Raw genomic sequence first — 11781 nt, 5'->3', positions numbered from 1 at the left:
CCTAATCGGTGATTTGAGCAACTGGGTGTAGCGCTGCCTGTACGAAGCGTTATTCTCCTCAGACGCATACCGGACCCCACACGTCGCCACGACGAGTGAACGGTCCCGCACTGCACGTGATGGAAGCTCTGCCTCTGGGAGTCCCGTGTACCCACACGTCGGGGTTGACGCCTCGGGCCTGGCTACGCTGCGCGCAACGGTCCTCGACCACTTGCGCGGCTTCGTCCCCACCGCGTACGCCGTCCCCGCCTTCGCCGCACCGGCCCCTGCCGTGAGCGGCCCTATCGGACCTTGTTATGCCCTGGCGAGCGGCGGTGCGGCAGTCGGCAGACGGGGAAGCCGAAGCAGCGCCGCCGCATCGACCACCGCTCGCCGGCCCAGCGCCGACAGCGACAGCGCGCGCATGATGGATCTCGTCGAGCGCGCCCAGGCCGGTGAGGCCGACGCGTTCGGCCGGCTGTACGACCAGTACAGCGACACCGTCTACCGCTACATCTATTACCGCGTGGGCGGAAAGGCGACCGCGGAAGACCTCACCAGCGAGACGTTCCTGCGCGCCCTGCGCCGGATCTCCACCTTCACCTGGCAAGGGCGCGACTTCGGCGCCTGGCTGGTCACGATCGCCCGGAACCTGGTCGCCGACCATTTCAAGTCGAGCCGCTTCCGACTGGAAGTGACCACGGGCGAGATGCTCGACGCCAACGAGGTGGCACGCAGCCCGGAGGACTCCGTCCTGGAGTCCCTCTCCAACGCGGCGCTGCTCGAAGCCGTACGCAAGCTCAACCCCCAGCAGCAGGAGTGCGTGACACTGCGCTTCCTGCAGGGCCTCTCGGTCGCCGAAACGGCCAGGGTCATGGGCAAGAACGAAGGAGCGATCAAGACCTTGCAGTACCGGGCCGTCCGCACCCTGGCCCGGCTGCTCCCGGAAGACGCCCGCTGACCGAACCACCCTCGACCCCCGCCCACCCCTGGTGGGCCCTGTCCGGCCGAAGACCCAACTCACAGTCGGTGACGCCTCGATGACGCACTGGTCCGATCATCCGTCGCGCGTAACCCAAGTGCCGCGCCGCTCGTTGTGCGGGATGCAGGCTCCCTGCGGTCACGCCGTGCTCGCAGCCACTCACTCGATCGTGTGGCTGCGCTCAAGGCGTGCAACCTTCCGGACCCCCAGGGGAGTCGATCGTCATGACGAGAGGAGGTGCCGCCAGTGATCGCGAACGTTTCGTCACACCGGCGGGCGAACGCCTTCGCCCAGGCCCTGGAAGACCAGACGGTCCAGGGCGCGGCGGCCGAACAGCCCGCCGATTCGGCCGAACCGGCCGAACAGGGGCGGCTGTTGGCCCTGGCGAGCGGGCTCGGCGAACTGCCGAGACCGACGCTGGACCCCGAGGTCAAAGTGGTGCAACGAGCACAGCTCGTGGCAGCCATGGAGACCATGCTGCGGGAAGGCACAATCGGCGGAGGTGTGACGTCGGGCCCCACGGTGCCCGAGCAGCGGACGGCAGGCAGGGGTGCCCACCGGGCCTCCCCGCTCCGGAAGCTGCGCCCGCGGTCCCGCTGGTCGAAGAGTCTCGCCGCCGGCGGACTCACGGTCGGCGTGGCAGCCGGCGCGTTCGGCGGCGTGGCAGCGGCAAGCAACAACGCACTGCCGGGTGACTCGCTCTACGGGCTCAAACGCGGCATGGAGGACTTCAAGCTCGGCATGGCGGGGGACGACTCCGCCCGGGGCGGGATCTACCTCGACCACGCCTCGACCCGCCTCAACGAAGCCCGCCGGCTCCTCGAACGCGACCGCGCGGGCCAGCTCGACCACGAGCAGCTGAACGAGATCCGGCGCGCGCTGAGCGGGATGAAGTACGACGCCACGCAAGGCCACCGGCTGCTCCACCAGGCGTACGAACGGGACGGCTCGCTCGGCCCGATCGCCACGCTCTCGTCGTTCTCCGCCTCGCACCGCCAGGCGTGGAACGGGGTGCGTGACCGGCTGCCCGTACAGCTCACCGACGTCGGAAACCAGGTCAGTTCGGTCTTCGACGCCATAGACGAAGAGGTCGCCCCGCTCCAGTCCCTGCTGCCACCCACCCCGGAGAAGCGCCACCGCTCCACCTCCACCAGCCCTGGCTCCACCCAGGACGCCGGCGGCTCCGCCCACAAGGACAGTCCCTCGCCCTCCTCACCGCACAAGAGCGAGAGCGGCGGCCCGCACCACGAGAGCGGCACCCCCTCACCGTCGGGATCCCGCTCGCACTCCGGCAGCACGCCGGACAAGGGCCTCCTCGACGGCGGTGCGGGCGGACTGCTCGACCCCCCGTCGGACAGCGACGAACCGTCGTCCCCGCCCGACAAGCAGGACAACGGCAACCCCGGTCCGGACGTCACGATCCCGCCCCTGCTGCCGGATCTGCTGCCGGGCCTCGGCCTGAACGCGGAAGACGCCGACTGATCACGGCTGAGGCGCGGCGCACCCGAAAGGGAGCGCCGCGCCTCAGCCATGTCCCGGCGGCCGACCTCAGAAGAACTCAGAAGACCTCAGAAGAACACGGACCGCCGCTGCACCAGCAGCTTGTACAGCGTGTGCTGGATCTGCTCCCGCACCTGGTCCGTCAGGTTGAACATCAGCATCGGATCCTCCGCCGCCTCCGGCGGGTAGCCGTCCGTGGGGATCGGCTCACCGAACTGGATCGTCCACTTCGTCGGCAGCGGCACCGCCCCGAGCGGCCCCAGCCACGGAAACGTCGGCGTCAGCGGGAAGTACGGGATCCCCAGCAGCCGCGCGACCGTCTTCGCGTTGCCGAGCATCGGATAGATCTCCTCGGCCCCGACGATCGAGCACGGCACGATCGGCGCCCCCGCGCGCAGCGCCGTCGACACGAACCCGCCCCGGCCGAACCGCTGCAGCTTGTAACGCTCGCTGAACGGCTTGCCGATGCCCTTGAAGCCCTCCGGCATCACCCCGACGACCTCGCCGCGCTGCAGAAGCCGCTCCGCGTCCTCCGCGCACGCCAGGGTGTGCCCGGCCTTGCGCGCCAGCTCGTTGACGACCGGCATCATGAAGACCAGATCGGCGGCCAGCAGCCGCAGATGCCGCTCGGCGGGATGGTTGTCATGGACGGCGACCTGCATCATCAGCCCGTCCCACGGCAGCGTCCCCGAGTGGTTGGCCACCACGAGCGCCCCGCCCTCCGCCGGGATGTTCTCGATGCCCTTCACCTCGACGCGGAAGTACTTCTCGTACAGCGGCCGAATCAGCGACATCAGGACCTGGTCGGTCAGCTCCTTGTCGTACCCGAACTCGTCGACCTCGTAATCCCCGGTGACCCGCCGCCGCAGGAACGCCAGCCCGCCGGCCAGCCGGCGCTCCCAGCTGTCGCCGCGCGGCTCGGGCTCCGCCGCCGCGGCCACCGCCGGCTCCGGCCCGGCGGCGGACCGCTCGTCCGCCGCGGGCTGCTGGAGCGGCTCTTCCTCCGGTACGGGGATCAGTCCACCCGGTTTGCGTGTGCGGCCCTGTGAACGCTTCGTGGCCGCGTCCTTGGCCTGCTTCTGCCGGCCGGCCGCGCCCCGCCTGGACCGCGGATCGTCACCGAAAGGGATGACCTTGGCATCCGCCATGTCAGATGCCCTCCTTGCCGACGAGTTGGGAGCTGACGAATTGGGACAGCCTGTCGACCGCGAGAGCCACCGTCTGCGGCGGCAGCAGCCCCGCGCCACGGCTCCGCGCGAAATCGGCGAAGGTCTGCGCGGTCGAATACGTGGGCACGAATCCCAGTGTCTCGCGCATCTGGTCCGTACTGACCACCCTGCCGTGGGTCAGCAGCCGGATCTGCTCCGGCGAGAAGTCCGTCATCCCCGCCGTACGCAGCGCCGAGCCGACCCAGGTCACCGCCGGCAGCAGCACGGGCACGGTGGGCCGCCCCAGCCGCCGCGAGCACTGCGACAGCAGCAGCACGCCCTCGCCGGCGACGTTGAAGGTCCCGCTGTTGAGCGTCCCGCGCCTGGCCTCGGCCGCGGCGATCAGCAGGACGTCGATCACGTCGTCCTCGTGGACGAACTGCAGCCGCGGGTCGTACCCGAAGACCGTCGGCAGCACGGGCAGCGACAGATACTCGGCGAGCGGCGAATCGGCCGCGGGCCCCAGGATGTTCGCGAAGCGCAGCACGCAAACAGCCACATCGGGCCTGCGGCGCGCGAATCCGCGCACGTACCCCTCGACCTCGACGGCGTCCTTCGCGAATCCGCCGCTCGGCAGCGACTTCGCCGGCATCGTCTCGGTGAACACGGCAGGATCGCGCGGCGCCGAACCGTACACGCTGGTACTGGACTTGACGACGAGGCGGCGGACCGTCGGCGATTTCTGACAGGCGCCGAGCAGCTGCATCGTGCCGATGACGTTGTTTTCCTTCACCGACGCACGGCTGCCCGTACCGCCCAGCGCGGTACCCGTCACATCCAGATGAACCACGGTGTCGACACTGTGTTCGGCGAGAACTCTCGCTATGGCCGGCTGACGGATATCGGCCCGGACGAATTCCGCCTCGCCCAAATGGTGCTCGGGAGGAACCGCGTCGACCGCGATCACCCGCTCCACACCGGGGTCGCGTTGAACGCGCCGTACGAAACGGCCGCCCAGCTGTCTGGCCACTCCGGTCACGAGCACGACCTTGCCCAAGATCAACTGCCTTCCCCTAGAACTGCGTCTACGCGTCACCGTAGCGGTTCACGATTGCCCGGGGATGACACCGCGGCCCTCCCACCGTGCTGGTGGAAGGGCCGCGGATGTACGAACAGCTGCCGCTTACTTCTTGTTGCGGCGCTGAACGCGGGTGCGCTTGAGCAGCTTGCGGTGCTTCTTCTTGGCCATCCGCTTACGCCGCTTCTTGATAACAGAGCCCACGACTACCCTCGCTCACTTCTCTTCACTCGGTGCGGGGCGTCTGGGCCCACACGACCTACGTCGGCCTAGCCTACCCGTCAGCGAGTGAGGGACGTAATCCGAGGGGATGCCGCCGGCTCAGCTCAGGCCGACTCAACCCCCACAAAGGACTCGCGGAGGTACTCGTGAACCGCTTGCTCCGGAACCCGGAAAGACCTGCCCACCCGGATCGCCGGCAGATGACCGCTGTGCACCAACCGGTACACGGTCATCTTCGACACTCGCATCACCGAGGCGACCTCCGCCACGGTAAGGAACTTGACCTCGTTGAGAGGCCTCTCGCTGCCAGCAGCCATGACCCACCTGTACCTTCCGCACCCGACGGCCACCGGCTTCCCCTCCGGTAACTCTTCGTCGCTGTGCGCTCACACACCAGACTAGGGGCGGGTGATACGAGTGGGGAAGAGGAGCAACCTCCGGCTGATTACTGTGACAGACACGCCCGATTGAGTACATAGCGAGTAAGCGGGCGGTAGTAATCGGAGCGCACCGCGTCATCAAGTGGCACCACCACGGACACCCGGCCCTCCGCCTCACCGACGAACAGCGCCGGATCGTCCGTGTCCGCCAGCCCGATCGCCTCAATGCCGAGCTGACCTGCCCCGCAGACCCAGCCGTGGTCCCCCACCACCAACTCGGGCAGCGGCCGGCCGGCCTCCGCGAGACCGTCGAGCGCGACCCGCACGGGCAGCGGCGAATGGGTGTGTGCGCCCGGCTCACTCCCGGCGCACCGAACACCCGGTTCGCGCACCAACGCGACGCCCCGTACGTAGTCAAGACGGTACGTGCGTACCCCGAACCGGGTCGTTATGTCGATACATCGCCCCTGCGAAGGTGTGAGAACAACACATCCCGCCGCCGACAAAGCGTCTGCGAGACCTGCGTAGAAACCCAGCAGCCGATGCGGATGGCCCGTCCCGAACAGCACAGGCGCCCGCTCCGCCACCGCCTGCCGCAGCCGCCCCGCGAACGCCTCCAGCGCACCGAGCGTCCGCTCGGGATCGATCACGTCCTGCCCCGACACATGACCGGGATCGGCGGAGACCCCGCACTTGTCGGCCATGAGACTGAGCAAGTCCCGCTCCCCCCAGGCCCATTCGGGGTCCAGGCCGAGCATCACCCGCGGATCACGGGCGGCGAAGAGCCGGTAACTGCGCAGACTCTCCTCCCGCGACGTCGCCACAGGACCGGCCAGCCTGGCCGCCAGCAGATGCGCACGCAACGCTCCGGTGCTCAACACACCACCGATGCTCGCGCACCAGGACCGGCGAGGGGCCGGAACCCGGTATACACCCCACAGTTGGCGTAACGTGCCTGCGCCGCCCCCGCATGTGCCCGCACCGCCACGGCCCAACCGGCGGACGGCTCAGGCGAGCAGCCCCCGCAGCGGGAACACCGCCTTACGCGTCGCCAGCACCGCCTGGTCCAGCCGGTCCGCCGGATCGTACCCCGCGTCCCACGGCTGCCACTGCGCCGTACGCCCGTCCGTCATCCGCACCGGACCCGGCTGACGCGTCCGCGCGTACACCTCGTCCCGCCACGACGCCGGCACAGCCGACTGCGGGTCGACCGGCGCGTGCGCGGCGATCCCCACCAGATGCGCCCAGGACCGGGGCACCACGTCGACCACCGCGTAACCACCACCGCCCAGCGCCAGCCAGCGGCCCCCGTCCGCGTACTCGTGCGCCAGGTCATGGCAGGCGGCCTGCACCGCGCGCTGCGCGTCCAGCGACACCGCGAGATGCGCCAGCGGATCCTCGATATGCGTATCGGCGCCGTGCTGCGTCACCAGCACCTGCGGCCGGAAGTCCGCCACCAGCTCGGGCACCACGGCGTGGAACGCCCGCAACCAGCCCTCGTCCCCGGTCCCCGCGGGCAGCGGCACATTCACCGCACCACCCTCCCCCGCACCGGCCCCGGTCTCCTCGGCCCACCCCGTCCCCGGGAACAACGTCCGCGGATGCTCGTGCAACGAAACGGTCAGCACCCGCGGGTCCTCCCAGAACGCCGCCTGGACCCCGTCGCCGTGATGCACGTCGACGTCGATGTACGCCACCCGCTCGGCACCCAGCTCCAGCAGCCGGGCAATCGCCAGCGCCGCGTCGTTGTAGATGCAGAAACCCGAAGCGGCACCCGGCATCGCATGATGCAGACCACCCGCGAAGTTCACCGCGTGCGCGGCCTCGCCCCGCCACACCGCCTCCGCCGCACCGACCGACTGCCCGGCGATCAGCGCCGACGCCTCGTGCATCCCCGCGAACGCCGGATCGTCCGCCGTCCCCAGACCGTACGACCCGTCGGCGGACCCCGGGTCCAGCGACAGCCGCCGTACGGCCTCGACGTACTCGGCCTGGTGCACCAGCCGCAGCGTCGAATCACCCGCCGCCGGCGCCGCCACCACATCCACCGCTCTGTCCAGCCCGTACGCCCGGACCAACCCCATGGTCAGCGCCAGCCGTACCGGATCCATCGGGTGGCTGGGTCCGAAGTCGTATCCCGAAACTGCGTCATCCCACATCAACAGTGCGCGGCCGCTCATGCCCGCCACCGTATCCGGCCGGGTCCGTCCCGAACGAGCGGGCGTACACGAGGGTCACCAGAACCATCACCATCGGCACGAGCATCGCGCCCCGGTAGCTCCACGCGTCACCCAGGGCACCCACCAGCGGCGACCCGATCAGAAAGCCCACATAGTTGAAGATGTTGAGCCGCGCCACCGCCGCGTCACTCGCGGCGGGAAACAGCCGGCCGGCGGCGGCGAAGGTCTGCGGCACGATCACACACAGCCCAAGACCCAGCATCGTGAACCCGAGAATCCCCACCCAGGGCCCCGAAGCGATGGCGACCACCCCGAACCCGGCGGCGGCGAGCACCGTCCCGCACCGCACGACAGCCACAGCACCGAAGCGCCGCACGCCGAAGTCCCCGACGGCGCGGCCCAGCAGGGTCGTCACCATGTAGGCGTTGTACGGAACGGTCGCCAGCTCCTCCGAGCTGTGCAGCACGTCCTGGAGGTACTTGGCGCTCCAGTTCGAGACGGTGGAGTCACCGATGTAGGCGAAGGCCATCACCAGACACAGGGGCAGCAGCAGCTTGAAGACGACGGGCTTGCTGCCCGCGGTTACGGGCTTGTCCCCCGACCCGGCGGCTGCCTCGACCGCGTCCGGTGTCGCATCGGCGTACCACCGGCTGCCGATCAGCGTCAGCGGCAGCAGCACGACCACCACCGGGAGATACGACACCAGCAGCGACAGATCCCAGTGCGCCCCCGCCCAGGCCAGCGAGGCCCCGGCTATCCCACCGAGGCTGTACGCGGCATGGAACCCGAGCATGATGCTGCGCCCGTAGGCCCGCTGGAGACTCACCCCGAGCATGTTCATCGACGCGTCGAGCGCCCCCACCGCAAGACCGAAGGCAGCGAGGGAGACGGCGATCTGCCACAGCGCGTCCCCGGCACCGACCCCGAGCAGAGCGAGCAGCACCACGGGCTGCGCACACCGCAGCACCATGCTCGGCCGCACCTTCGCGACCAGCTTCTCGGTGACGACACTCCCGACACCCGCGAGAATGGGTACGGCGGCGAGGAACACCGGCAGCAGCCCGTCGGATATCCCGTACCGGTCCTGGATCGCGGGGATACGGGTGACGAGGAGAGCGAAGGCCACGCCCTGGGCGAAGAAGCTCACCGCAAGGGAGGCCCGACCGTGCCGCAACCGCACATCTGTCATGGCCGGAAAGCGTATGACGCCGCGCTACCCATGGGTAGATGGATCAGGCGAGCAATCCCAGCAGTTCGTTCATCCCGCCGAAGTACCCGTTGGCCCCGGCCAGCTTCTCGGCGGGCGTCATGGCAGCGAACGCGTACACATCCATCCCGGCGGCCCTGGCCGCCGCGACACCCAGCGGCGAATCCTCGACGACGGCGCAGACGTCGGGGGCGACTCCCATCTGCTCGGCGGCATAAAGGAAGAGATCCGGCTCGGGCTTGCCCCTGCCGACGTCCTGCGCGCTGAAGATGACCCGGTCGTCGAACCACCGGTCGAGCCCGGTCTTACGATGCCCGACCCTGATCCGCTCATGGCTCCCGGAGGACGCCACGCAGTACGGCACCCCGTCGGCGGCAAGCTTCTCCAGAACATCCGCGACGCCGTCGACCGGCGTCAACTCGCGCTCGAAGGCGGCGAAGACGCGGGAGTGCAGGGTCTCGTCGAAGTCGTCGGGTAGCAGACGCCCGGTACGGGCACCGATGAGGTCGTGGACGCGATGCACCGCAGCGCCCATGTAGTCCCGCAGGGAGTCCTCGTAGGAGGTGGGATGTCCCAGCTCGGTGAGATAGCCGGCGAGAATGGTGTTGGAGATCGGTTCGCTGTCGACCAGCACGCCGTCGTTGTCGAAGATGATCAGTTCGTAGCGCATACGTCGACCTTAAACGGCACATGACCGTGAACGCAGAAAAGCCCCTACACCACGTGGGTGCAGGGGCTTCCCTGGTCTAACTGAAGAATTGTTCGGCGGCGTCCTACTCTCCCACAGGGTCCCCCCTGCAGTACCATCGGCGCAATGAGGCTTAGCTTCCGGGTTCGGAATGTAACCGGGCGTTTCCCTCACGCAATGACCACCGAAACACTATGAAGATGTCGAACTACACCGGATATGGACACAGCTGTTCGTTACTTCAGAACTAACACAGTGGACGCGAGCAACTGAGGACAAGCCCTCGGCCTATTAGTACCAGTCAGCTCCAACCGTTACCGGTCTTCCACATCTGGCCTATCAACCCAGTCGTCTACTGGGAGCCTTAACCCCTCAAGGGGGTGGGAGTCCTCATCTCGAAGCAGGCTTCCCGCTTAGATGCTTTCAGCGGTTATCCCTCCCGAACGTAGCCAACCAGCCATGCCCTTGGCAGGACAACTGGCACACCAGAGGTTCGTCCGTCCCGGTCCTCTCGTACTAGGGACAGCCCTTCTCAAGACTCCTACGCGCACAGCGGATAGGGACCGAACTGTCTCACGACGTTCTAAACCCAGCTCGCGTACCGCTTTAATGGGCGAACAGCCCAACCCTTGGGACCGACTCCAGCCCCAGGATGCGACGAGCCGACATCGAGGTGCCAAACCATCCCGTCGATATGGACTCTTGGGGAAGATCAGCCTGTTATCCCCGGGGTACCTTTTATCCGTTGAGCGACGGCGCTTCCACAAGCCACCGCCGGATCACTAGTCCCGACTTTCGTCCCTGCTCGACCCGTCGGTCTCACAGTCAAGCTCCCTTGTGCACTTACACTCAACACCTGATTACCAACCAGGCTGAGGGAACCTTTGGGCGCCTCCGTTACTCTTTAGGAGGCAACCGCCCCAGTTAAACTACCCATCAGACACTGTCCCTGATCCGGATCACGGACCCAGGTTAGACATCCAGCACGACCAGAGTGGTATTTCAACGACGACTCCACCTGAACTGGCGTCCAAGCTTCACAGTCTCCCACCTATCCTACACAAGCCGAACCGAACACCAATATCAAACTGTAGTAAAGGTCCCGGGGTCTTTCCGTCCTGCTGCGCGAAACGAGCATCTTTACTCGTAGTGCAATTTCACCGGGCCTATGGTTGAGACAGTCGAGAAGTCGTTACGCCATTCGTGCAGGTCGGAACTTACCCGACAAGGAATTTCGCTACCTTAGGATGGTTATAGTTACCACCGCCGTTTACTGGCGCTTAAGTTCTCAGCTTCGCCACACCGAAATGTGACTAACCGGTCCCCTTAACGTTCCAGCACCGGGCAGGCGTCAGTCCGTATACATCGCCTTACGGCTTCGCACGGACCTGTGTTTTTAGTAAACAGTCGCTTCTCGCTGGTCTCTGCGGCCACCCCAAGCTCACACCGTAAAGATGATCACCAGGAATGGCCCCCTTCTCCCGAAGTTACGGGGGCATTTTGCCGAGTTCCTTAACCATAGTTCACCCGAACGCCTCGGTATTCTCTACCTGACCACCTGAGTCGGTTTAGGGTACGGGCCGCCATGAAACTCGCTAGAGGCTTTTCTCGACAGCATAGGATCATCCACTTCACCACAATCGGCTCGGCATCAGGTCTCAGACTTAATGTTGTGCGGATTTACCTACACAACGCCCTACACCCTTACCCCGGGACAACCACCGCCCGGGCTGGACTACCTTCCTGCGTCACCCCATCGCTTACCTACTACCACCTTGGACCGGCGGCTCCACCACTCCCCTTTGCCCGAAGGCTCCAGGACGGCTTCACGGCCTTAGCATTAATGGGTTCAGTACTGGGCGTTTCAAAGCGGGTACCGGAATATCAACCGGTTATCCATCGACTACGCCTGTCGGCCTCGCCTTAGGTCCCGACTTACCCTGGGCAGATCAGCTTGACCCAGGAACCCTTAGTCAATCGGCGCACACGTTTCCCACGTGTGTATCGCTACTCATGCCTGCATTCTCACTCGTGAACCGTCCACCCCTCGCTTCCGCGGAGGCTTCACCCGGCACACGACGCTCCCCTACCCATCCCAACGGGCGTTGGCCCTCATGCTGGAATGACACGACTTCGGCGGTACGCTTGAGCCCCGCTACATTGTCGGCGCGGAATCACTTGACCAGTGAGCTATTACGCACTCTTTCAAGGGTGGCTGCTTCTAAGCCAACCTCCTGGTTGTCTCTGCGACTCCACATCCTTTCCCACTTAGCGTACGCTTAGGGGCCTTAGTCGATGCTCTGGGCTGTTTCCCTCTCGACCATGGAGCTTATCCCCCACAGTCTCACTGCCGCGCTCTCACTTACCGGCATTCGGAGTTTGGCTAAGGTCAGTAACCCGGTAGGGCCCATCGCCTA

At 66.6% G+C, this 11781-nt stretch carries 10 protein-coding genes and 2 rRNA genes (1 of these 12 running past the window's edge); 2 read left to right on the top strand and 10 right to left on the bottom strand.

Annotated features, from left to right (window positions below; translation table 11 throughout):
• Positions 1 to 145: 145 nt before the first annotated feature.
• Both OHS57_RS22050 and OHS57_RS22045 read left to right on the top strand, forming a co-directional pair.
• A complete protein-coding gene (locus tag OHS57_RS22050; RefSeq protein WP_041986189.1) occupies positions 146 to 940 on the top strand; it encodes an ECF subfamily RNA polymerase sigma factor, BldN family in 795 nt (264 codons plus the stop codon).
• A 267-nt stretch (positions 941 to 1207) separates the two neighbouring features.
• Positions 1208 to 2443, top strand: coding sequence for a DUF5667 domain-containing protein (locus OHS57_RS22045; RefSeq protein WP_328583102.1), 1236 nt, complete (start codon positions 1208 to 1210; stop codon positions 2441 to 2443).
• Between the two features lie 86 nt (positions 2444 to 2529).
• Here the strand turns inward: OHS57_RS22045 and OHS57_RS22040 are convergent, their stop codons facing one another.
• The 10 genes from OHS57_RS22040 to OHS57_RS21995 form a co-directional block, all read right to left on the bottom strand.
• The gene (locus OHS57_RS22040) at positions 2530 to 3609 is read right to left on the bottom strand and encodes a lysophospholipid acyltransferase family protein (protein ID WP_328583101.1); all 1080 of its coding nucleotides are present in this window, start codon (positions 3607 to 3609) and stop codon (positions 2530 to 2532) included.
• A gap of 1 nt (position 3610) precedes the next feature.
• Positions 3611 to 4666 (bottom strand): NAD-dependent epimerase/dehydratase family protein, encoded by a 1056-nt coding sequence (locus OHS57_RS22035; RefSeq protein ID WP_041995407.1) that lies wholly within the window; start codon positions 4664 to 4666, stop codon positions 3611 to 3613.
• Between the two features lie 126 nt (positions 4667 to 4792).
• Entirely contained in the window at positions 4793 to 4891 is a 99-nt protein-coding gene (locus OHS57_RS22030) for a 30S ribosomal protein bS22 (protein WP_003948845.1), read from the bottom strand.
• Positions 4892 to 5013: 122 nt separating this feature from the next.
• Complete coding sequence (locus OHS57_RS22025) at positions 5014 to 5226, bottom strand: helix-turn-helix domain-containing protein (RefSeq protein ID WP_014046653.1); 213 nt, start codon at positions 5224 to 5226, stop codon at positions 5014 to 5016.
• A 128-nt stretch (positions 5227 to 5354) separates the two neighbouring features.
• On the bottom strand, positions 5355 to 6170 hold the full coding sequence (locus OHS57_RS22020; RefSeq protein ID WP_041986204.1) for a phosphatase: 816 nt from the start codon (positions 6168 to 6170) through the stop codon (positions 5355 to 5357).
• 126 nt (positions 6171 to 6296) lie between these two features.
• Entirely contained in the window at positions 6297 to 7469 is a 1173-nt protein-coding gene (locus OHS57_RS22015; RefSeq protein WP_328583100.1) for an acetoin utilization protein AcuC, read from the bottom strand.
• Positions 7438 to 8658, bottom strand: coding sequence for an MFS transporter (locus OHS57_RS22010; RefSeq protein WP_328583099.1), 1221 nt, complete (start codon positions 8656 to 8658; stop codon positions 7438 to 7440). The genes OHS57_RS22015 and OHS57_RS22010 overlap by 32 nt, the downstream gene beginning before the upstream one ends.
• Positions 8659 to 8701: 43 nt before the next feature.
• A complete protein-coding gene (locus OHS57_RS22005; RefSeq protein ID WP_328583098.1) occupies positions 8702 to 9346 on the bottom strand; it encodes an HAD family hydrolase in 645 nt (214 codons plus the stop codon).
• A 90-nt stretch (positions 9347 to 9436) separates the two neighbouring features.
• Positions 9437 to 9553: ribosomal RNA gene (gene rrf / locus OHS57_RS22000) — 5S ribosomal RNA — on the bottom strand.
• 82 nt (positions 9554 to 9635) lie between these two features.
• A 23S ribosomal RNA gene (locus OHS57_RS21995) occupies positions 9636 to 11781 on the bottom strand (it continues 977 nt past the right edge of the window).

It is taken from the genome of Streptomyces sp. NBC_00370 (genome assembly GCF_036084755.1).
Classification (GTDB): domain Bacteria; phylum Actinomycetota; class Actinomycetes; order Streptomycetales; family Streptomycetaceae; genus Streptomyces.
Note: the sequence above shows the minus strand (reverse complement) of the source record. Positions and strands in the feature narration are given on the sequence as shown.

Bases quoted from the DNA above. Each gene is read 5' to 3' on its own strand.
- OHS57_RS22040 (WP_328583101.1), bottom strand. From the start codon at position 3,609: ATGGCGGATGCCAAGGTCATCCCTTTCGGTGACGATCCGCGGTCCAGG.
- OHS57_RS22025 (WP_014046653.1), bottom strand. From the start codon at position 5,226: ATGGCTGCTGGCAGCGAGAGGCCTCTCAACGAGGTCAAGTTCCTTACC.
- OHS57_RS22010 (WP_328583099.1), bottom strand. From the start codon at position 8,658: ATGACAGATGTGCGGTTGCGGCACGGTCGGGCCTCCCTTGCGGTGAGC.
- OHS57_RS22015 (WP_328583100.1), bottom strand. From the start codon at position 7,469: ATGAGCGGCCGCGCACTGTTGATGTGGGATGACGCAGTTTCGGGATAC.
- OHS57_RS22005 (WP_328583098.1), bottom strand. From the start codon at position 9,346: ATGCGCTACGAACTGATCATCTTCGACAACGACGGCGTGCTGGTCGAC.